This window comes from Xanthobacter autotrophicus (assembly GCF_029991245.1).
GTDB classification, from domain to species: domain Bacteria; phylum Pseudomonadota; class Alphaproteobacteria; order Rhizobiales; family Xanthobacteraceae; genus Xanthobacter; species Xanthobacter autotrophicus_C.
In genome coordinates this window covers 1-21,677 of record NZ_JAIVFO010000005.1, presented here as the reverse complement: position 1 = coordinate 21,677, position 21,677 = coordinate 1, and the positions used below count along the sequence as shown (strand labels likewise).

At 70.4% G+C, this 21,677-nt stretch carries 17 protein-coding genes; 10 read left to right on the top strand and 7 right to left on the bottom strand.

All coding sequences use genetic code 11. The features are described 5' to 3' along the window. Window positions 1-129: 129 nt before the first annotated feature. Window positions 130-2,874 (top strand): DNA gyrase subunit A, encoded by a 2,745-nt coding sequence (gene gyrA / locus K9U41_RS02070; RefSeq protein ID WP_282639198.1) that lies wholly within the window; start codon window positions 130-132, stop codon window positions 2,872-2,874. 210 nt (window positions 2,875-3,084) lie between these two features. Beyond that, the gene (locus K9U41_RS02065) at window positions 3,085-3,696 is read left to right on the top strand and encodes a LysE family translocator (RefSeq protein WP_282639197.1); all 612 of its coding nucleotides are present in this window, start codon (window positions 3,085-3,087) and stop codon (window positions 3,694-3,696) included. A 225-nt stretch (window positions 3,697-3,921) separates the two neighbouring features. On the opposite strand, the gene glk is transcribed toward K9U41_RS02065, so the two are convergent. Further along, window positions 3,922-4,890: a glucokinase gene (gene glk, locus K9U41_RS02060; protein ID WP_282639196.1), complete on the bottom strand. Its 969-nt coding sequence runs from the start codon at window positions 4,888-4,890 to the stop codon at window positions 3,922-3,924. A gap of 259 nt (window positions 4,891-5,149) precedes the next feature. Between glk and K9U41_RS02055 the strand changes: the two genes are divergently transcribed. From K9U41_RS02055 to K9U41_RS02045, 3 genes are all read left to right on the top strand, one after another. Continuing rightward, on the top strand, window positions 5,150-5,398 hold the full coding sequence (locus tag K9U41_RS02055) for a hypothetical protein (RefSeq protein ID WP_282639195.1): 249 nt from the start codon (window positions 5,150-5,152) through the stop codon (window positions 5,396-5,398). Between the two features lie 218 nt (window positions 5,399-5,616). Next, on the top strand, window positions 5,617-5,979 hold the full coding sequence (locus K9U41_RS02050; RefSeq protein ID WP_282639194.1) for a hypothetical protein: 363 nt from the start codon (window positions 5,617-5,619) through the stop codon (window positions 5,977-5,979). Continuing rightward, complete coding sequence (locus tag K9U41_RS02045) at window positions 5,976-6,506, top strand: hypothetical protein (protein WP_282639193.1); 531 nt, start codon at window positions 5,976-5,978, stop codon at window positions 6,504-6,506. Before K9U41_RS02050 ends, K9U41_RS02045 begins: the two co-directional genes overlap by 4 nt. Window positions 6,507-6,565: 59 nt before the next feature. On the opposite strand, the gene K9U41_RS02040 is transcribed toward K9U41_RS02045, so the two are convergent. Genes K9U41_RS02040 through K9U41_RS02030 form a run of 3 tightly spaced genes read right to left on the bottom strand, consistent with a single transcriptional unit; the run spans window position 6,566 to window position 9,143 of the window. Beyond that, window positions 6,566-6,997 carry a GDYXXLXY domain-containing protein gene (locus tag K9U41_RS02040; protein WP_282639192.1) on the bottom strand — a complete coding sequence of 144 codons (432 nt, stop codon included), beginning with the start codon at window positions 6,995-6,997 and terminating at the stop codon, window positions 6,566-6,568. Continuing rightward, window positions 6,994-8,121: a DUF4401 domain-containing protein gene (locus K9U41_RS02035; protein WP_282639191.1), complete on the bottom strand. Its 1,128-nt coding sequence runs from the start codon at window positions 8,119-8,121 to the stop codon at window positions 6,994-6,996. The genes K9U41_RS02040 and K9U41_RS02035 overlap by 4 nt, the downstream gene beginning before the upstream one ends. Beyond that, complete coding sequence (locus K9U41_RS02030) at window positions 8,118-9,143, bottom strand: DUF2157 domain-containing protein (RefSeq protein ID WP_282639190.1); 1,026 nt, start codon at window positions 9,141-9,143, stop codon at window positions 8,118-8,120. Before K9U41_RS02030 ends, K9U41_RS02035 begins: the two co-directional genes overlap by 4 nt. Window positions 9,144-9,205: 62 nt before the next feature. Here K9U41_RS02030 and K9U41_RS02025 point away from each other — a divergent pair, with 62 nt between their 5' ends. The 5 genes from K9U41_RS02025 (at window position 9,206) to K9U41_RS02005 (ending at window position 17,956) form a co-directional block, all read left to right on the top strand. Further along, window positions 9,206-9,775: a hypothetical protein gene (locus tag K9U41_RS02025; RefSeq protein WP_282639188.1), complete on the top strand. Its 570-nt coding sequence runs from the start codon at window positions 9,206-9,208 to the stop codon at window positions 9,773-9,775. A 182-nt stretch (window positions 9,776-9,957) separates the two neighbouring features. Then, the gene (locus K9U41_RS02020) at window positions 9,958-12,228 is read left to right on the top strand and encodes a caspase family protein (protein WP_282639187.1); all 2,271 of its coding nucleotides are present in this window, start codon (window positions 9,958-9,960) and stop codon (window positions 12,226-12,228) included. Further along, window positions 12,228-13,928, top strand: a complete 1,701-nt coding sequence (locus tag K9U41_RS02015; RefSeq protein ID WP_282639186.1) for a CHAT domain-containing protein — start codon at window positions 12,228-12,230, stop codon at window positions 13,926-13,928. The genes K9U41_RS02020 and K9U41_RS02015 overlap by 1 nt, the downstream gene beginning before the upstream one ends. Continuing rightward, complete coding sequence (locus K9U41_RS02010; RefSeq protein WP_282639185.1) at window positions 13,925-16,372, top strand: hypothetical protein; 2,448 nt, start codon at window positions 13,925-13,927, stop codon at window positions 16,370-16,372. The genes K9U41_RS02015 and K9U41_RS02010 overlap by 4 nt, the downstream gene beginning before the upstream one ends. Window positions 16,373-16,654: 282 nt before the next feature. Continuing rightward, the gene (locus K9U41_RS02005) at window positions 16,655-17,956 is read left to right on the top strand and encodes a serine protease (protein ID WP_282639184.1); all 1,302 of its coding nucleotides are present in this window, start codon (window positions 16,655-16,657) and stop codon (window positions 17,954-17,956) included. 18 nt (window positions 17,957-17,974) lie between these two features. Here the strand turns inward: K9U41_RS02005 and K9U41_RS02000 are convergent, their stop codons facing one another. The 3 genes from K9U41_RS02000 to K9U41_RS01990 form a co-directional block, all read right to left on the bottom strand. Further along, complete coding sequence (locus K9U41_RS02000) at window positions 17,975-20,116, bottom strand: caspase family protein (protein ID WP_282639183.1); 2,142 nt, start codon at window positions 20,114-20,116, stop codon at window positions 17,975-17,977. Then, on the bottom strand, window positions 20,113-21,003 hold the full coding sequence (locus K9U41_RS01995; RefSeq protein WP_282639182.1) for a hypothetical protein: 891 nt from the start codon (window positions 21,001-21,003) through the stop codon (window positions 20,113-20,115). The genes K9U41_RS02000 and K9U41_RS01995 overlap by 4 nt, the downstream gene beginning before the upstream one ends. An 11-nt stretch (window positions 21,004-21,014) precedes the next feature. Beyond that, window positions 21,015-21,677: CHASE2 domain-containing protein (locus K9U41_RS01990; RefSeq protein WP_282639181.1), on the bottom strand; the 663-nt coding region annotated here is incomplete at its 5' end.

The following is a 21,677-nucleotide window of genomic DNA, read 5'->3' as shown; positions in this document are numbered from 1 at the left end:
CAATAAGCCCTCGACAAGTCATTGACAATGAAAGAGAAAAAAACATTGCGCCGCGGTGGTTTCGCTGGCGTCGCGGGGGTGAATCGGCTAGAAGGAAGCACTGCGTTCCACGATTGAGAGTGTTGACTTTTGGCCGATTCCGAGACGCCGAAGCCCGGCGGCGAGCCGCCGTCCGACATCAGGCCCGTTTCCATCACGGAGGAGCTGTCGCGCTCCTACCTCGACTATGCGATGAGCGTCATCGTCGCCCGGGCGCTGCCCGACGTGCGCGACGGCCTGAAGCCGGTGCATCGGCGCATCCTGTTCTCCATGCACGAGAACGGGTACGAGTGGAACAAGTCCTATCGCAAGTCGGCCCGTGTGGTGGGCGACGTCATCGGCAAGTATCATCCGCACGGCGACCAGTCGGTCTATGACGCTCTTGTGCGCATGGCGCAGACGTTTGCCATGCGCCTGCCGCTGGTGGATGGACAGGGTAATTTCGGCTCGGTGGACGGCGATGCCCCGGCGGCCATGCGCTACACCGAGGTGCGCCTGGAGAAGGTGACCAACGCCCTTCTGGACGACCTCGACAAGGACACCGTCGACTACCAGGACAATTACGACAATTCCGAGCACGAGCCGACCGTCCTTCCGGCCAAGTTCCCGAACCTCTTGGTCAATGGTGCCGGCGGCATCGCGGTGGGCATGGCCACCAATATCCCGCCGCACAACCTCGGCGAGATCGTCGATACCACGGTCGCCTTGCTGGACGACCCGATGCTGGAGCCCGAGGCGCTGCTGGACCTGCTGCCCGGCCCGGATTTCCCCACCGGCGCGCTGATCCTCGGCCGCACCGGCATCCGCCAAGCCTATCTTACCGGGCGCGGCTCCATCCTGATGCGGGCCAAGGTCGCCATCGAGACCATCCGCAAGGAGCGCGAGGCGCTCATCGTCACCGAAATTCCCTATCAGGTGAACAAGGCGACGATGATCGAGAAGATGGCCGAGCTGGTGCGCGACAAGCGCATCGAGGGCATCGCCGAGATCCGCGACGAGAGCGACCGGGACGGCATGCGCGTGGTCATCGAGATCAAGCGCGACGCCCAGGCCGACGTGGTGCTGAACAACCTCTACCGCCTGACGCTGCTGCAGACCTCGTTCGGCGTGAACATGGTGGCCCTGTCCGGCGGCAAGCCGGGCGTGCTCACGCTCCACGACGTGCTCACCGCCTTCATCGCCTTCCGCGAGGAAGTCGTCAGCCGGCGCACCAAGTTCCTGCTGCGCAAGGCGCGCGACCGGGCTCACGTGTTGGTGGGCCTTGCCATCGCCGTGGCCAATATCGATGAGGTGATCCGCCTCATCCGCACCGCGCCGGACCCGGCGAGCGCCCGCGAATCCCTGATGGCGCGGGACTGGCCGGCCAAGGACATGGCCCCCCTCATCGCGCTCATCGCCGATCCGCGCCACAAGCTCGGCCCGGACGACACCTACCGCCTGTCCTTCGAGCAGGCCCGCGCCATTCTCGACCTGCGCCTGCAGCGCCTCACCGCCCTGGGCCGCGACGAGATCGCCGAGGAGCTGGACAAGCTGGCGGTTGAGATTGCCGACTATCTCGACATTCTCGCCAGCCGCCCGCGCATGCGCGCCATCATCCGGGCCGAACTCATCGCCATCAAGGAAGAGTTCGGCACGCCGCGGCGCACAGAGATCGTGGAAGGCTTCGGCGACCTGGAGGACGAGGACCTCATCCAGCGCGAGGAGATGGTGGTGACCGTCTCCCACGCCGGCTACATCAAGCGCGTGCCGCTTTCCACCTACCGGGCGCAGCGGCGCGGCGGCAAGGGCCGCTCGGCCATGCAGACCCGGGACGAGGATTTCGTCACCCGCCTGTTCGTCGCCTCCACCCACGCGCCGGTGCTGTTCTTCTCCTCCAAGGGGCAGGTCTACAAGCTGAAGGTGTGGCGCCTGCCGCTGGCGGCGCCGCAGGCGCGCGGGAAGGCGCTCATCAACATCCTGCCGCTGGAGCAGGATGAGCGCATTACCTCCGTGGTCCTGCTGCCGGAGGATTCGGACGAGAACCAGCGCCTGCAGATCATGTTCGCCACCACCGGCGGCACCGTGCGGCGCAATGCGCTGACCGATTTCGCGCAGGTGAACCGCAACGGCAAGATCGCCATGAAGCTCAACGAGGGCGAGGCCATCGCCGACGTGGGGCTGTGCACGGAAGACGACGACGTGCTGCTGACCACGGCGGCCGGCGCCTGCATCCGCTTCCCGGTCACCGAGGTGCGGGTGTTCAAGGGCCGCGACAGCGTGGGCGTGCGTGGCATCCGGCTGGAGGATGGCGACACCATCATCTCCATGGCGATCATCGGCCACGTGGACGCCTCGGCAGAGGATCGCCTCGCCTACATCAAGCGTCGTCGCGCGCTGGCTGGCGAAGCCACCGAGGCCGGCGAAGTGGAAGCCGAGGAGGGCGCCAGCGGCAACGGCCATCTCGGCCAGGAGCGCTACGCCGAGATGGGGGCGAAGGAGCAGTTCATCCTGACCGTCTCCGAGAACGGCTACGGCAAGCGCACGTCGTCCTACGAGTATCGGGTGACCGGCCGCGGCGGCAAGGGCATCGTCGCCATGGCGGTGAACGAGCGCAACGGCCGCCTCGTGGCCTCCTTCCCGGTGGAGGACCAGGACCAGATCATGCTGGTGACTGACGGCGGCCAGCTCATCCGCTGTCCGGTGGACGGCATCCGCATCGTCGGCCGCGCCAGCCAGGGCGTCATCGTGTTCGACACGGCGGAGGGCGAGCGCGTCGTCTCCGTGGAGCATATCAGCGACGATGCCGGGGCGGAGAACGGCGACGGCGAGGACACGGGCGAGGCATCCGAGGCCTAGAGCAAGTGTCCGATCAGCTTGCATCGCTAGCTGGTCGGACACCGTGTTCTCTTTCTTGTATCGCCCTACAAGGCGGGGACCCACGAGGGCCGGTTGGCGGCCGCGGCATTGCGTCTGGATGTCGTCGCACGGCTGAAGCCGTTCCTGGTCAAAGCGTTTCCGGTCAATGCGTCAGAGGGCGACGGGCTGCCACCGGATCGGGAGATGGCAATGATAGCGGCGGATAGCCTTGCCCTGTTCGTGCTGGCATGCGTCGCGCTTGCCGCGACGCCGGGGCCGAACGTGGCCCTCATCGTCGGCACCAGCCTCAAGCACGGGCGGCGGGCCGGCATTCTCACCGCCACCGGCGTCAATGTGGGGCTCATCGCCCAGCTTGCGCTCGTGGCGGCGGGCCTGGCCTATGTGGTGGAGACCTTCTCCCGCCATTTCGATCTGGTGCGCTATGCGGGGGCGGCCTATCTCGTCTGGCTCGCGGTGCTGCAATGGCGCGGGGCAGGAGCGGGACGGCAGGCGCCCACGCCATCCGCCCGCGCCGCTTTCGGGCGGGGGCTGGCGGTGGCCTTCGCCAATCCCAAGACATTGCTGTTCCACGCGGCTTTCTTGCCCCAGTTCATCACCGACAAGGCCGATCCCGTGCCGCAGATCGCGCTGCTGGCGGCGGTGTTCGCAGGCATCGCGCTGGTGGGCGACGTTTTGTGGGCCGTGGTGGCCGACAAGGCCCGCGCCGCGCTCGCCGGCCGCTTCACCCGCATCGCGGATCGGGTGTCCGCCGGCATTCTCGTGGGCGGGGCCGCGCTGCTCCTGGCGGCGGGGCGGCGCTAGCGCATATCCGGTGAACCCCCATTCAGCGGATATGCTCCAACTCTTTGTTTTTAGGCAATTCCAGACGCAAAACCGCTGCACACTTCTGCGGAAATCGCGCTAGAGCGTTTTCGAGCGAAGCAGATACCGGTTCGCGTAAAGAAAACGCGTCAAAACAAGACTCTAGGGCGATTGCCGTGAGCCAATGCGAACCGAAATCGCGCTCGGGCGCGTGCCGATCAGCCCTCACCGCGTATGCTGCTCCGCGAAGGCGGCCGCCGCGCCATAGAGCCCGGGCTGGGGATGGGTGATGAGGCGGACCGGGATGTCCTCCATCCGCTGCGCGAACCGGCCCTTGGCGGAAAAGCGGCTGGCGAAGCCGGACTGCGGGATCAGGTGCGCGATCCGCGGGGCGATGCCACCGGCGATCACCACCGCCTTGGCGCCCTGCACCAGGGCGATGTCGCCGGCCACCGCGCCGAAGCTCAGGCAGAAGCGGTCGAGGGCGGCGGCGGCGAGGCCGTCCTTGCCCTCCGTCGCGAGCGCCCACAGGGCCTTGTCGTCCAGTTGGTCGATCGGGCACCCCTCGATGGCGGCGAGCGCCTCGTAGATGTTGACCAGGCCCGGACCGGAGACGATCCGCTCCACCGACACGCGCGGATAGCGCTGGCGCAGGCGGTGCAAAATCGCCTCTTCCAGGGAATCGAGCGGGGCAAAATCGATATGCCCGCCCTCGCATTCGATGACGTGGTAGCGGCCGTCCTGGCGCAGCACATGGGCGACGCCGAGCCCGGTGCCGGGGCCGATGATGCTGATGACCCCGGTCTCGGGCAGCGGCCGGTCGGAGCCGGCGAAAGGCGCGAACCCCTCCTCGCCGATCTGTGCCACCGCATGGCCGATGGCGCCGAAATCGTTGACCAGCGTCCAGGTGTCCACGTTGAGCTTTTCCGGGATCAGATCCTTGCGGATGATCCACGGATTGTTGGTGAGCTTCAGCACCTCGCCCTCCACCGGGCAGGCGATGGCGATGGCCGCGGCCCGGGGCAGGGGGGTGCCCACGGTCTCGGCAAAGGCCTGCCAGGCGAGTTGGAAGCTGGCATGGTCGGCGGCATGGGTGACCACCGGCGCCCCGAGGGACACCACCCGTCCATCCGCGACCTCCGCGTGTGCGAAGCGGGCATGCGTGCCCCCGATATCGACAGCGACGATCTCCACGCCCGGTGTCCTTTCGCGATGGCCGGCGCTCCGCCTGTGTGGCGTGACGGCGGCCTGTGAGTGGGGCGCCCAATTCCCACGCGCCGGGCTTCTCCGGCGCTTGTTCTACATCGCGCGGGGGCGACGCAGCGTTCCCTTTGCCGATTTACACGGGAGCGGGGCGGATGGCACCCCGTTCGCGGAAGGTTCAGGCGTTATAGTTCTTGATTTGTTCTGATGTCTAGGGCAGCCTCCGGCCATCACATAGGGAGAAACGGCCATGGCGAAGAAGACGTTCTACGTGGTCCAGCCGTTCGAGCTGGGCAAGCGTGGCGCCCTGAAGGCCGGCGCGGCCATGGAAGCCCGCACGGCGGCCGACGCCGAACGGATCGCGCGCCGGATGGCGATCGTGAACGCCGGCGCCATCGCCTTCTCGCGGGATGTGGATCCCGAGTCGGACGATGCTGATCCGCCGGTTCTCATCGCAAGCTTCGGCCAGGTGCCGGACAGCACCCTGGAGGCGGCATAGGCCTGTCTGAAGATCCCGCCGCATTTGAACTGTCTCGTCCGGCGCCTCCGGCCCCCTCAAGGAGGGGGCGCGGGGTTGAGGGGATGGCCAAGCAAGGCTCCGGACCGCGGGGCAGCGGATCGACACCGCCCTGAGCATGTGGAAGGTTCCGCACTCGCCTTCCCGGTTCATCTTGGCACGGAGAGCGAATAGCTGCCATGACACGCGCGCTGAAGCCCATGCCCATCAAGATCATGGCGGATTACGGCTGCCACCCGCTGTGGTGGGACAGCGCAAACGTGGTCTGGAGTGCCTGGGAGGGACAGGTTGGCGACATCGATCCCGCGTCTCTCGGCGTCTCCCAAACCCTGGCAGCGGAGCTTCAGGCGTGGGCTGAACGATACGATGCCCGGCTGAACCGGGACGATCCCGGAAGCACATTCGTCTCGCCGGAAGATCATGCCGCCTTCGACGCCGCCGGTCGTTCACTGGCGCGATGCCTGGCGCAGGAGCTTGGTCCAAGAGCCATCGTCAGATATTGGCGTGATCCCGTCGCGGCTGCGCCTTCTGAGGCAGATCGCACCTTGAGCCGATCCACATGACCTTCATCATCGAAGCCATCCTGAGACTCCTTGGCCTGTTCTATGTGCTGAGCGGCGTGCTGGTGGTGCGCTCGCTCGCGGTTTCGGCGATGGCCGACGCCGCCTATGCGGCAATCATGGGCGGTCCCCCGCATCCGGCGGAGCGCGCGCGGGAAATCTGGCTTGCCGCCGGCTCCGTGCTGATCGGGGCGGGAGGGCTCGCCCTGGTCCTGCTGCTCGACGTAGCGGTGGTGCTGTTCGTGCTGGGGGCGCTCCAGCAAATGGTCTATCTCGTCATCGTCGCCCCGCGCTTTCTTGATCCCCATGACGCGCCGGATGGGGCGGGGCGTGCGAAGACCTGGCAGGCCGCAATCTTCTACCTCGTGGTGACGGCGCTCGTGGTGGCGGCAGCGAAGGCGGGCCTGCTGCGGCCGTGGCAGGATATGCCTGCCTGGCTCCTCGCTGCGGCGGGCGCGGCGGTGGTCCTCGGCGCGGCCTGGACGGTCCGGGCGCTTGGCGTGCGGGGCTCGGTCGGCGCCGCGGACTAGGCCGGACGATGGCGCAACGGCTCGTGCTGCTTCGGCTCTTGGCGCGCCGGCCTCGGCCGTCAGTGCGGCTCGATCTTGCGGGCGTCGGCGTCGGCGAGCCCGACCAGCAGGTGGCGCCCGCTCGCATCGACGCGGAACAGGCCGTACTTCGCCTTCGCATAGAGGTCAGCCTGCCCCTCCTGGAACAGGAAGGAGTGGGGCTCCACCGTCACCCCGTCGCCGGACGCGGCGCGGCGCACCCGGAAGGCCGTCTCGCCTTCGCCGGGGGCACCCGTGCTGCCGAGGCGGCGGAAGCGCCCCACCCGTTGCTCATCAAGCCCGAGGATGATGGTTCCGGCCGGCGCGTCGAGGTGGATCGCCGGGGCGAGGTCCAGGAGAACCACTTCTCCCGAGGCCATCAGCGCCTCGAAATCCCGGACGCTCCAGCCGAGCGTGGCGAGCACCGCGAGGCCGGCGGCAAGGAACAGCGCGCGCCGCGTCGCCGGGCTCATGGCGCCTCCTCCCGATCCCAGCCGGCGCGGGTGATGATCGCCTGCCCAGCGAGCAGCAGCAGGCCGCTGCCAACCAGGGTGGCGGACTTCTCCAGGAACGTCATGTCCCGACCATAGTACCAGAGCACCAGGAAAACCGGCAGCGCCAGCACGCCGACCACCCGCAGCGGCATGTCGTGGAGGGCATGGCCGATGATGAGGACCAGCAATGCGAAGCTGATGCCGGGAGCGCCCGCGAAGCCCAGGAGGACCACGCCGACCGTTGCCGCGGCCAGCGGCGGCCGGACGAGCTTGCCCACCCCACCCGCGGCCCAGGCGATGGTGCCGACCAGCGACAGGGTCAGCACCACCTCGATGACGCGCGGATCCAGCGGCCGCTGGTTCGCCCACAGCCCGGCGTCGCGCCCCGAGGCGAGGATGCAGACGATGGTCCCCATGGTGGCGAGGGCGGCGATCCCGATGGGCCGCAGCGCCAGCGGGACCCGGTGGACGAGGAGGAGAAGCCCCGCCACCGCGGTCGCCGCCGTGAACATGGCGGCAAGGGCCAGGCTCGGATCGCGGCCGAAGCTCCCGCGCCCCAGGACCTCCAGCAGCGCCGAGGCGGCGACGGCATAGGGCGACAGGATGCGGTCCAGCGAGGAGGCGGACACCGGGTAGGTGGCGATGGTCACCGCCAGGATGGCGGCGGTCGGCACCCAGGTCGTGTGCGCGCCCGCGAGCAAGACGATGCCGGAGACGGTCATCACCTTGCCGAGGGCCATGGCGGTGAAGGCGGTCTGGGCGAGGATGTCCCGGCCGATGCCCTGTGCGGCACGCGGGAGGGCGAGGGACAGGCCGATGCCCGCCGCGAGGAACGCCAGGCCCCAGCCCAGGAGGCTGCTGCCGCTGCTGAGCGAGATGATGTCTGCGACCACGAGGAAGGCGAGGAAAAACAGCGTCGCCAGCAGGGTCCCGACGGCGGAGAGGATCTTCAGGTGAAGCGGCGGATGCTCCTCGGCGGCCGCGGCGCGCACTGCCTCGACCACCGCCCCATGGGCCTCCGGCGGCAGCGCGCCGGAAGCCTGCCAGGAGGCCATGAGCGTTTCGGCATCGATGGAGGGCCGGGTGATGGAGGGGCGGTTCATGGCCGGGCCTCCATCCGCCGCGAGACCGCCCTGAGCCATGCGACGGCGGCCGCAAACAAGGCGAGGGTGGCGAGTCCCATCGCGAAAAAAGTCCCCATATGGACGCGCCCGTTGCCGTTCGCGAGCAGCCGGAACAAGGCGAAATCGGCGATGGCGCACCCCGCGAGGGTCACCGCCGCCAGCAGGACCACATCAGGGATCACGTATCGATACAGCGCACCCATGGCGGCAAGGGTGAGCGCGATCAGAGCGAGGGCGCCCCATTCGGCGGGGCCGAAGCCGCCACCTTCCTCGATCAGGAAGAACGCCAGCTGGGTCGCGGCCGCGAGGGCCGGAAGGGCGAGATAGAACCGCGTCCAGCGCGCCGCCGGCCAGGCGAAGCCCCGTGCCGCCAGCGCTTCCCGCGCGCCCAGCGCGATGGCGAAGAGCGCCATCAGGCTGAGGTTGCTGCCGGTGTGGAAGGCCGCGTCGGGTTGCGTCTGGTCCCACCAGGTGACGACGGTCACGGCCGCGACGGCGATCCACACCGCCCATGTGGCTGCGGAACAGGCGAGCAGCGCAAAGGCGAGGGTCAGGCCGGCCCAGGCGGCAAACAGGGTCCAGGCGTCGGCGCCGGTCTGGTAGATCTGGCCCTCAACGGCGAGGAACACGCCCACCAGCATCACCGCCGCCGCCGCGGCCGGCTCGAAGGCCCGCCGCTCGAGCCCGGGGACGAGGACGCCGAGGCAGGCGGCGGCGATGAGCGCGGCGATGGCCCCGAGCTTGGCGAGGGGCGGGATCTCGTTCCAGTTGAAGGCGAAGAAATAGACGATGCCGGACAGCACCAGCGCCGCCCCCACCGTGCCCATGAGCCGCCCGGCCCACAGCCCCCAGCGGCGCGGCGGCTCCATCAAGGCGAGGGCCTCGTCGCGCGCTGCGGCGCAGATGAGCCCCCGGGCGGCCAGCCGGTCCACGCCCGGGCGATCCACCCGGATGCCTGCGAGCGCCACCGGCCCGGCGGGCCTGTCCTCGTTCGTCCGCATGTCCTGTCTTGCCGCCCCCATCATCTGCGCTAACCTCGCGCCAAAATCCAACGAGGTCGATCATGATCCGAGTCGCCTGCACCGCCTTCTTCCTCGTTGGTGCTGCGGTGCCGGCAGCGGCATTGGATTGTCCGCTGGAGCGGGCCGTCTATACGCCGCTCGATGCGGATGACGACTGGAGCGCGCCGGAGGGCATTGCCAACAGCTGGGAGATCACCCATCCGCGCAAGGACGGCACGTCCTCCGACCGGCCCTGGGTGATTCGCCTCGCCGAGAACCGGCAGAGGCTGGCCGCGACGTTCGGCATCGCCGATCCGCCCGGCTTCAGCGCCACCCACGTCTTCATGCTGGCACCGCCGGGCAGGCCGGAGAATGGCCAGGACGGCGGCAGAGATGGAGGCAAGACCGGCGGCAAGCGCAAGGGGTTCAACGCGACCACGGCGCCGTCCGCGCTGCTCTATTATTTCGGCGACGACCTGAAGCGGGTTGATCCCCCGGGCGAGGGCACGCCGAAGGCCCCGCCGCTGCTCCAGCTTCCCGGCCTGTCGAAGGCCTTCTGGACCTGGAAGCGCGACGGTCGAAGCTTCGTGCCGCCGGACGGGCTCTGGAAGCTCACCGGCTGCCGGGACTGAGCTGTTCACCCCACGCGAAATCCCGTGCGCTCCCAACCTCTTCCGGACCGTAAGGCTACGGCCTATAGTCGCGCAAAAGAGGGGGACGGACCGGCCATGGGCGGTTCTCTGACAAGTCGAGGCGCCCTTTGATCGTGCGCGCGGTGGCGAAAGGCGGGCGCAACCGGCGTGGGAGCGGTGGGTTGGCCTGCCTCCTCGTCCCTGCCTGCCTCCTTGCCTGCTTCCTCGTCCTCGCCGCCGGGCTTGTGCTGCCGACCCCTGCCTCGGCGCGCAACCTTGCCCTGCTGGTGGGCGTCGCCGATTATGACGAGCCGAAGATCCGCGCCCTCGCCGGGCCGCGCAACGATGTGATCCTGCTGTGGCGGTATCTCACCCGCCATGCCTTCGACGCCGCCGACATCGAGGTTCTGGCCGAGGGGCTGCCGGAGGCCGCCGATACGCCGCGCCCCCGCGCCGCGCCGGTGCGTGCCGCCATACTGGAAGGTCTCGCCCGCCTCGCCGACCGGGCCGGACCCGGCGACTTCGTGCTGTTCCACTTTTCCGGCCACGGCACCACCCAGCCGGAAGTCGCCGCCGACGGCGTCCAGCCCGAGGCCGGAGGCCTCGACCAGGTTCTGTTGCCCAAGGATTCCGGCCTCTACGATCCGGTGGCGAAGACCATCCGCAACGCCATCGTCGACAACGAGCTTGGCGCCGCGCTCGACCGCATCCGCGCCAAGGGCGCCACGGTATGGGTCGTCATCGATGCCTGCCACGCCGGAACGGTCACGCGCTCGGCCGAGGCCACGCGGGGCGTGGATTCTTCGATCCTCGGGGTGTCGCCCGCGGGCGCGCCGTCGTCGTCGGCAACTGCTCCGGCCCGCGCGCCCGAGCGCAACGGGACGCTGCGCGCGGCTGACGGATCGCCCCCCGGCGGCGCGGGTGGCCTGATCGCCTTCTTCGCGGTCGATTCCTGGACCCCGGCCATCGAGCGGGCCTATCCGGCACCGGCGGAAGGCCTCGCCGGAAAGACGCTCGCCGGGGATGGCCCGCAGGCCACATTCGGCGTGTTCACCTGGCATTTGCTGCGCGCGCTCGAAACCGGGCGCGCGCGCAGCTTCCGCGACCTCGCCCGCCTGGTCTCCCTCGACATCGCGGCGGCGGCGCGCGTGGCCCACGCCCCCCTGCCGGTGTTCGAGGGCGACCTCGACCGCGGCGTGCTCGGCGCGCAGCCGGGTGCGGTTCCGCGCTTCGCCGCGCAGCGCGAGGGCACCGACCTGGTGATCGAGGCCGGTGCCCTGCAGGGTTTCGACGAGGGCTCGGAGATCGCCCTGTTCGACGGCCCGCTGCCGGATGCGCGCCGGCTCGGCATGGCCCGGCTCGCGACCGCCACGGCCAGCGCGAGCCGGGCGCCACTGGCCGACCTGCCGGCGCCACCGGGCGGCCGCACCGACAGCGGCGGCATCTGGGCACAGATGGAGCGTCCCGGCGTCGCCTTCCACTTCCGCGTGGCGGGCATCGACCATCCTGACGTTGCAGGCGTGATCGACCTCGCCTTCCAACCCCGCGAGGGCGTGCCGGCGATCGGTATCGAGCAGGTTGCGCCGGGCCAGCCCGCGGATCTGCGCCTGCACCTCGCCGACGGACAGATCTGGCTGGTGCCGGACGGCGGCCTCCTGGTGCGCGATCGTGAGGCCTACGGCCGCAGCGTCTCGATCCCGGTCGCGACCCCGGCCGAGCTGCTGGCCTCGCAGCTCCGCACCGCCGTGTGGGCCTATGCGCGCGCCGCCAATCTCGTGCGTCTCGCCAGCGTCGCCGAACGGGGCGCGGCCGAAGGAGCGGGCGACATCGATATCAGCCTCGACCGGATCCGGGAGACCGATCCCGAGCGGCTGGCCGATCCGCGACGCAGTTGCGGTCAGGTCTCGCGGGCCTCGCCCCCTCTGCCCGTGGACAGCGGCACAGCGGCGGCCGTGGCCCATTGCGACACGGTGCGCCTGACCATCGCCAACCGCTCCGAACGCGACGTGGATCTCGGCATCTTCTTCCTCGATCCGCTGGCGGGCATCGACGTACCCGTGCGGGACTGGCGTCAGAACGGCTGCATCACCACGCTGCCGGCAAAGGCTTCGGGGCCGGTGGTGTTGCGCACCACGTTGCGCACCTGGGGCAGGAACGGGCCATCGCAGATCGGCCTGCACCGCATCCTCGTCTTCGCCCTGCCGCGCAGCGGCGGCATCCCGCCCTCCCTGTGCCACCTGCTGCAGCGCGACGTGGAAGCGGCGGCGGCGGGTGCCGCGGCCATGCGCGGCGGCGCCGGCCACCGCGCCTTCGTCGATCTGCTGGGACGGGCGGCGCTGGTCGATCCCAGCCTGCGCGCGGCCAACCCGTTCGAGGAGGAGGCCGGCGAAGCAAGCGCGGTGGTGGTGCGGCAGTTCACGCTCGACCTGCTCCCGCCGGAGGCGAGCCGCTGATGCGCCGGGCCGCTCGCCTCGCCCTGCTTGCGCTCGGCGTACTCGGCATGCTCCTGTCGCGCATGGCGCCCGCAATGGCGCAGGACGCCTTGCCGCCTCCGGCGCACTTGCGCGACGAGGCCTTCCAGTACGCCCAGAGCGCCATGCTCACCTCGGCCAGCATGGCGCTGGCCCAGCTCGGGGTGCGTTTCGCCGCCGGTTCGGACGACCTGGCTCGCCTCGTGCGGCAGCGGCAGGATCTCGTCACGGCATGGAAGAGCGCCGACCGGGCGCTCGTGCAGGTCCTCGGAGCAGCGGGCACGGGCAATGAACCGGTGGTGGAGGCGCGCCGCGCGGAGGTTGATGCGCTCCAGGCGCGCATCGCCGAAAGCGACCGCGACATGGCTGTGCGCTTCCCCGCCTATGCCGAACTCTCACAGCCCCAGCCGGTGCCGATCGCCGCGGCGCAGGCCCTGCTGCGGGAGGACGAGGCGCTGGTGCTGGTCTTCGTCGCCACCCGCGAGACCTTCGTCTGGGCGGTGACTCGCGATGCTGCGGACTGGCACCGTGTGCCGGTCGAGCGCGAGGCCCTGATCGCGCAGGTGAAGTCCCTGCGCGCCGGGCTCGATCCGGGCGCGGTGGCGGTGATGCGCTCAGCGCTGCGCGATTTCGGCGACACCGATGTGGAGGGCGCCGATACCGGCATGCGCGTGCGCTTCAGCCGCGCCGCCGCCCATGACCTCTTCCGGCGGATGCTGGCGCCGCTCGACGCCGTGCTGGCGGACCGCGCGCGCATCTTCGTCGTCGCCGAGCGGCCGTTCGATTCGCTGCCCTTCGCGCTTCTGGTGACCGAGCCGCCCACCGGGGACGATACCGACCCCTCCGCGCTGCGCGACACGTCGTGGCTGATCAGGCGGCAGGGCATCGTGACGCTGCCCTCGGTGTCGAGCCTCAAGTCGCTGCGGGCGGCCGCCGCTGGGCCGCCGGCCCCGCTGCCGTTCCGCGGCTATGGCGCCCCGCAGCTCGACGGCCGCCGCTCCCCGGCCCAGGTGGCGAGCAACGCCGCGGATACCGCAGGCACGCTGCTGCGCGGCGGCAAGGTCAATCTGGAAACCGTCCGCAGCCTGGCGCCGCTGCCCCAGACGGAAGGCGAATTGCGCCGGCTGGCCCAGACGCTGGGTGCGGCCCCGGACTCCGTGCAGGTCGGCGCTGCCGCCACCAAGAGCGCGGTCCAGGCGGCCGACCTCTCCCTTTATCGCGTGCTTGCCTTCGCCACCCACGGCCTGCTGGCGGGCGATATCCCCGGCCTGTCGGAACCCGCCCTCGTCTTCACCCCGCCGGAGGCCGACGGCCCGGACGACGGCCTGCTCACCGCCTCCGAAGCGGCCCGGCTGAACCTGTTCGCCGACTGGGTGATCCTGTCCGCCTGCAACACCGCCGGCGGCGACGGCACGCCGGGCGCCGACGGCCTGTCGGGCCTCGCCAGGGCCTTCTTCTATGCCGGAGCCCGCACCTTGCTGGTCTCGCACTGGCCGGTGCGGGACGATGCGGCCGCGCGGCTGACCACCGGAACCCTGGCGGCGCTGCGGGCCGAACCCGACCTGTCCAAGGCGGAAGCGTTCCGCCGCGCCACCCTCGCGCTGATCGCCGATCCCTCGGACCCCACGCTGGCGCATCCGGCGATCTGGGCGCCCTTCGTCATGGTGGGGGAAGGCCGGTGAAGCCCCTCGCGCTGATCGTCGTGTTGGTTCACCTCATGGCCCTGGCCACCGGCGGCCCGGGGTGGTCGCAGACCGCTGGAGCGGGCTCCGCGCAGGCGACGCAGGAGACGGCCGACACGGCGCGTCGGCTGGCGGATATCCGCGACCGTCTGGGGGCGGCGCAAAGCCTGATCGAGGACAACAAGGCAAAGGCGGCCATGGCCTTGCTGCTCCCGCTGCGCGAGGCCCTGGAGGACGAGGGCGATCCGGATCTCCTGCTCGTCCTCTACGATCTGACGGGATATGCCGGCGCCCGGCTCAAGGATCGCGCCGCGGAAATACGCGGGAATGTCCATTCGGTTCTGTTGAATTACCTCACGGCGCCGCTGAACGCCCCCGATACGGTCATCGCTGAACTGACGCTCGCCGAAACCTATCGCCGCCATGATATCGGCACGCTGCAATTCTACGTGCTGATGAACGTGCTGGCGGCGGGAAAGCCCCCACGGGGCGGTGGCGCGCTTTCCGACGATCTGGAGGAAACGCAGGCCATGGCCGCGGCCCTCATGGGGCAGCGCCTGCAAGCCGAGGACCGGCCCGAGCTGGCGCTCTTCTTCTTCCGCCGGGCCCAGGCCCTGGCGCGCAAGGGGCGGATGGACACGGTCAATGCCGGGAAACTCGATACGGTCATCGGCGCGCTGGAGGCACCGGTGGCCGAGCGGGCCGGCAGCCCGCTTCCCGGACCGGACGATTGCATGGGCACCGCCGCGCCGGATGCGGCCCGCATGGCGGCGTGCCGGCAGGCCGCGGACCGCGCCATCGTGACCGGTGATGCCGCCCTGGCGGACAAGATCCTGTCGAATCTCCTGAACGACGTGCCGTCGGGTTCGCTGCGCGAGGAGCGCTACGATGCGGCGCGCGACCTGCTCCTGCTGCGTCAGTTGAACCGCGAGGACCACGATCGGGACCTGCTGGCGAGCGCTGACCTCGTCGCCAACTATCTCGCCAGCATCGGCGAAGCGACGGCGGCCGCTCTCATCGGCGCGCGCATCGCCCGCACGCAGATCGACCTTGGCACCTATGACCCGCGCGTCGTCCAGATGTGCGGCCATATCGCCCGGCGGGCCTTGCGAAACGGCTCCATCGAGCTGGCCCGCCGCATGCTGGCGCTGCAGCGCGCGGCCACTTTATCCGGCATGGCCGAGCCCGACGCACCTCTTTCCGCCGCCGCGCCGGGCCTTCTGGAGCGGCGGCTGACTGCCGCTCTCCTCCAGATCGAAAACGCCCGGATCGCCGCGACCGCCAACGCGCCACGCCTCGCCGCAGCCGAATGGGCCGCTGTCGATCGCCAGGTCGCCACCCTCGCCCTCGACGATTTCGACCGGATCGAACAGCTGACCGTGATCCACTATGCGGGCTTGAAGGACTACGTCTTCCCCACCTATGCCGCCGCCGTGGAATTCATCGGGCGCCTGGCGCGCCGGCTGCCCGGGCAGGACCCCCGCCACGACGAGGCGATCTTGGGCTGGATCAGCGCCGTCGAGGCCTGGTGGGGCGACAGCGCTCGCGCCGACGCGATGGCGGACGAGGCGATCGGCAACATCCGTGCGGCGCCGGAGGGGCGCACCCCGGCGCTGGCCCGCCTGCTGACGCTGCGCGCCGGCATCGTGGAAACGTCGAACCCGGCCCTCACCGTGCGCTTGACGCGCGAGGCCTATGAAATCGTCGCCAGCCAGCCCGGACGCGAAACGGACCGCATCGAGCTTCTGCTCGACATGGCCTCGGACCAGACCGACAAGGGCCTGGCGCTGGCGCTCGTCGCCGAGGCGCAGAAGCTGCGGGAGGCGGCCGGCACCGTCAACCTGCCGACGCAGGTGCGGCTCGACCTGAGGCGCTCCTTCATGGCCTTCGATGACGGCGACCGGGCCTTGGCCCTGCGTCTGGGGGAGGGGGCCGTCGCCAGCCTCGTCGCGGCGGGCAAGGCGGACACTTGGGCCATCGTCGAGCCGGCCCGCAACCTTGCCGGCCTCTACGCCGCCCTCGGCCGCATGGACGACGCACGCAAGACCTATGAAACCTACGTCTTTCCGGCCAGCGATCCCGTCCTTGTCGGCGAGGAGAAGGCCATCTCCGACCAGCTCGGGCTCGCCAACCTGGAATCCTATTACGGCCCGGACGAAAAGACCGTCCGCACCCTGTCGACGCTGCTCGATCGCGCGCGCCGGCGGGTGAAGGCCGATCGCGACCTGGGGCGGCGCATCCTTCGCGCACAGGCGTTCGCCTATCTCGGCCTGGGCGACGGGGCGAAGGCGCGGGAGGCCGCCGTCGACGCCCTGCGGACCCCCAAGCCGCCGGCGACCGACACCATGAGCGCGCGGGAAGACCGCAAGCTGCTTGAGACTCTGGTGGGGGCGGATTGGCTCGGCAGCCGTTCGGGGGACAAGCCTGATGCCGACGGGCGATGAGCTGATCGCCTGTTGGAGCAAGCCGGCACGGCTCCTGCTCCGGCGGGGCCATTTGACGTTCCCGGAATGTCTGACATTCTCGCGGCGTCGTGTGTGGGGAGCCGAATGAAACCAGCAGTCATCGTGGTGCCCGGCGCGCACTGACACCGTCCGTGGAGACCAGGGGCGGCGTTGCCGCAGACGCCCGCTTCTGGGACCCAAGTCCCATCCGGAAGGGATCGGCCTGTCGATCCGTTCTCTCTGCCCCCTTCATCTCTGCCCCGCTCAGCCCGGAGACCCTGAATGCCAGAGGCGAGCACTCGGGCTACTCGGCCCGGAAATCCCCACCGTCGTCACAGAGTGCCTCACATGATGCTCCAGTTGCTTCGACCGCTCGTCCAAAGGCCGGCGCTCCGTTTCGTTGCGCTCTCGGCGTGTCTTTCCGGCGGCGCATTCGCCGCCCAGGCTCAGGTGCCGGGAGAGCAGCTGCGCCTTGAGCAGGCCCCCGCCGCGGTGGGCGCGCGCCCGTCGACCCTGCCGGCATCGGACGACATCGGCCCCGCCGATCGCCCCTCCAGGCCCGGCAGCAATGCCCGCGCGCTGCCCTATGACGCCGCCGGCATCGCGCTCAAGAAGGGCGGGATCCTCAAGAGCGGTGCCAACGAGAAGATCGTCGGCGGGCAGCAGGCTGCGCCGGGCAGCTATCCGTTCCAGGCCGGGATCGTCCGCGTGGCCGGCACCAACGGAAAGGTCACGAATTTCGCCCCCATGTGCGGGGGAACGGTGCTGACGTCGCGCTGGATCCTGTCGGCGGCGCATTGTTTCGTCGAGGGCGAGGGCGGCAAGGTCGACGGATTGCGAAGCACCAAGAACCTGTTCGTCCACGTGGGCAACACCAGCCTCATCGCCGAGGAGGACGAGCGCGACTGGATTCCGATCAAGCGCATCATTGCCCATCCGAAATATGTGACCGGCACCAACGTCAACGACATCGCCCTGGTCGAGCTTGAGCGCGCGCCCCGGCGCAATGTCAAAGTCGAGCAGGTCACGGTGGTGACGCAGGAGTCCGAGCCCACCGAGCTTCCGAACGAGGCCAGGCTGCACATCATCGGCTGGGGCACGACCTCCGAGGGCGGCAGCCCGTCGCCCAACCTGATGGAAACCACGCTGAACGCCGTGGATCGCAACAAGTGCAACCGCGTGCTCACCTCTGCGCTGGTGAACTCGCCGGATGCGCGCAAGGCGATCGAGGATCTCAGCTACGTGTTCAACCTGTCGCCTGCGGGTCGCAGGGCGCTGGAGCAGCAGCTCCCCCAGATCGGCGGCGTGGTGACGCCCCAGATGTTCTGCGCCGGCGCCGCCGTGGACGGTGTGGATACCTGCCAGGGCGACTCGGGTGGCCCGATCCTCAGCCGGAAGGCGGACGGTTCCTTCGTCCAGGTGGGCATCGTCAGCTTCGGCATCGGCTGCGGCCACGCCGAGTTGCCCGGCGTCTATACCCGGCTGGCCCTCTATACGGACTGGATGAGGAAGACCATCGCCACGCCAGCCCCCCCGGCGGCTGCGGCAACCCAGGTGCCCGCCAAGCCGCAGAAGCGCCCCTGAGCGAATCGGCTCCGGACCTCAGGGCTTCACGGGCTGGCTGATGGGCCAGAAGGCAAGGGACAGGCTGGCGCTTTCGAGCGGCAGCCGTCCGCCCCGCGTCGCACCTTCGATCAGGTCGTCGAGCCCCCCCGTCTCGCCGCCGCGGGTGGCCTGGCCGCTCGCATCGTTGAACCCGGTCAGGGCGCACAGCGCGGGCAGGTCCGTTTCGCCTTCGACGAAGGGCACGCCCATGACGAAGACGCCGTTGGTGGTGGTCGGCGCACGTCCGGGCACGATGGCCCGGGGGTGGTAGGGCACCTCGAACACCAGCCGCCGACCGGGCTCCAGCCGGTCCGAGACGGTGAGCCCCATGGGGCAGGTCGGCCGCCGCGCGATCATGTTCCACGCGTCGTCGAGGAAGAAGATTGCCGCCAGGACCGGGCGCGTGCTGCGGTTTTCAACCGTGACCTGCACCTTGTCGCAGAGCTTGACGAGGGCATCTTCGCCCACGGTCTCCGCATTGGCCTTGAACGCGCATTGCCGCGTCGCCGGATCAAGCCCGAAGCGTCGGACCTCGACCGCCACGTCCAGGTCGCCGTTGGCGCTGGTGGCCGCGGCGAGGGCCTGAAGCCGCGAAAGCTGGCGGGCGCGCAGCACGGCGCGGGCAATGGCGGCGGCGGCCGTGTCCGGGTTCGCGTCGGGCGGGATCACCGCCAGCGGCCCGGCCTCCACCGCCAGCGGATCGAGGCCGTCCGGCATGAAGCGCAAGCCGTCCGCCGTCATCCAGGCCACCAGGGTGGGTGCGGTATCGTCAAGCCTTGCGCGCTCCTTCAACGGGCCGGCGAGCGCGGCTTCAAGCCCCTTGCCCATGCGCGCCTGTGCCACCGCGTCCGGCGCGCCGGCGCCGGGCCACGGGCGAGGGTGAGAGATGCCGAAGGCCACCGGGGGCGCGGGGCGCGCCAGGCGCGCGTAGGCGGCCTGCCTGAGGGCCGGGGCGTTCGCCACCGTCGGGCAGCGGGTGGTCGTGGGCATGCAGCCCGGCTTGGCTGCCGCGAGCGTGGCGCGGGTCGCCTCCACGGCCTCGACCATGGCATAGCCCGTGGGCTTTTCGGCGGTGGGCGCGGCGCTGTCGTAGAGCGCCACGACGGCACCGGCCTCCACCCCCTCGATCTGTCCGGCATGCAGCACGCCTGCGCTCACCCGCCAGATCGCGCCCGCTGCGGCGACGGCCGTGCCGGGCAGTGCCCCATCCATGCCGTCGCCCTCGAAACTCGGCGTCTGCCGGGCCTGGAAGGCGGCATCGGCGCGCAGCAGGCGGCCGGCTTCGACCATCATCTGGCGATAGGTGAGCGCGGGAGAGCGCTGCAGCACGTCGGTGAGGGCGGTGGTGAAGATCGAGCCCCAGACGCGCTTGTCCATCGGCGCCCCCGGCGGCAGCGCCACTTCCCGCGCGGTCTCGTTCGGCTGCGAGGCGTAGAAGGCCGTCAGCCTGCCGGAGCCGGGCGGCAGGGCCGGCGCCAGGTCTGCGAGCACCGTGGTCTTCTCGGGCGCCATGGCCGTGGAGGCCGCAAGGCCGATGTCCTCCAGCTCGATCTTCTTGTCGTGGACCCCGTCGCCGATCGCCCGCGAGGCCGATCCGGAGAAGCAGCTGTCGAGAATGAACCAGACATCGGCGCCGCGGGCGCGGATGGCATCCAGGCGTTCGCCGAAATCCGGCCCGGCAATGACGTTGTCGAACCGGTTGCGCGGCCCGCCGGGGGCCGGTGGCGACGCATCGCGGGGGAGGAACACCTGGTCGAGCCCATCCACCTTGAGGCTGGTGCGCGAGGGCTGGCGGGTGCCATGGCCGGACGCATAGAAGATGACGAGGTCGCCCGCCTCCGCCTCCCGTGCGAGGCGCTCCATGCCAGCGAGGATGGCCGCGCGCGTGGGCGGGCCGGACGAGCCTTCCACCCCGTCGGCCAGCACCGCAAGGTCGGCTTCCGCGATGCCGCGCGCTTGCAGCGCCAACCGCATGCGGCGCACATCATTGGCCGGCGCCTTCAACTGCTTCTCTGCGGGAAAGCCCGGATAGTCGGAGACGCCGACCAGCAGGGCGCGTGTCTTCGCCATCGCGGCGGGGGACGCCACGGCGCAGCCGAGGATCGAAAGCGCGACCAGCAGGACGCGGCGCACCCTCATCGCGATGGCCTCTTGCCTTCGGCGAGGCGGACCAGCAATGCCTCGGCGGCGCCGTAGTCTCCCGCCTCCGCGGCCATGGCGGCGGCGTGCAGGTCCCATTCGGCGGGCTTGCGGTCAAGCAGCCAGAGCGCGGTCGCCACCTGGCCAAAGGCCGGCGTCGGCGCGCCTTCGCTGATCCATGCCGGGACGGCGGGCGGCGCCGGGTCCGCGAGAAGGTCCATATGCACCTGCGCGCCCTCTGCATCGCTCACCGAGAGCCGCAGGGGGCCGGCTGCCTCGCGCGGGAGCGCCACGGACGCCGAGCGCCCGCTGGCATGCGTCGCAGCCAGCACGGCGCCGCCTTCGGCCCGGTCGCGGATCTCGACGGTGTAGGGCTTCACGCCGCCCTGCCAGCCGATCCACAGTCGCGTCCCGGGAACCACGCGCTGGGTGACACCTCGACCGATCTGGAGCCGCAATGCCCCCTCGTTGCGCCCGATGAGGTTGACGGTCCGCGCCTCCGGCCGCGCCCGGAACAGCTCCCCGACCATGGCGGCGAATGCGCTGAAGCGCCCGCCGGCCGGAAGCTCGCCCTTGACCGGATGCGGCGAGTGCGCCGCGTCCACGCGCATGTGGCGATCATTCACCGTCTCGATGGCGACCCAGGTGTTGGGCGCGCGCACCACCACCTGGTCGCCGTCGAACAGGGCGCCGCCGATCTGGACCGGGACCTCCTGCCCCTCGCGCAGGATATGGGCGGCCTCGTCGGGCTCGGCGGCGGGCGTTTCGACGCCGACGACATAGCCGGCGGGCGTGCGCATGGCGCCATCCCCGGCCGGTGCCGGAAGGCTCGCGGCAGCCATCAGGGCGAAGGCCAGCACCCCACGGCGCACCCCGGCAAGCAGCATGGCTGTCCTCCTCACGCGACCTCCTCCGTGCCTTGTGCTGCGCGCGGCTTTTCCGGCTTCAGCAGCGCGCGCCATCCCCGGGCGCGCCAATCCTTGCAAAGGGTGAAAAGGCCTTCAAGGGTCGACAGGAACGCCACCATGCCGAGGGCGGCCAGCACGATGTCGCCGGCGGTGGAGGGGGCGAAGATGCGGCCGAGCGCCATCAGCGAGCCCAGCACCGCGACGGCGACGACGACGCTGGCCGCGAGCGCCCGCAGCCGCGACGTGATCGCCATCAGGGCTCCGAACAGCGCCAGCGCGATCAGCGTCGCGCCGGCAGCGCCGAGCGGTTGGCCCGACAGCACGGCGGGCGCCGTCGCGACGGCGTTGGCGACGATCAGGGCCCCGGGAAGGAAGCCGATCGGCGTGAGATGACCGTCCATGCTTTCGGCATGGCTGGCGCCGATGATGACGAACCGGTCGCGCAGCAGGTCGTCGGCCACGGCGCGGGCGGCAACGACGGTCCCGGCCGAGGTCATCAGCGCGCGCGCCGATACGCGGCGGAACAGGGGCACGTTCCGGCCGTCGCGCCGGATGAATTGCGGGGCGGCCAGATCGGGCCCATCGGCGATCAGGAAGGGGATTGCCGCCCGCTGATCCGGATTGCGCGGCCAGGCCGGGGCAGGGGGAGGGGG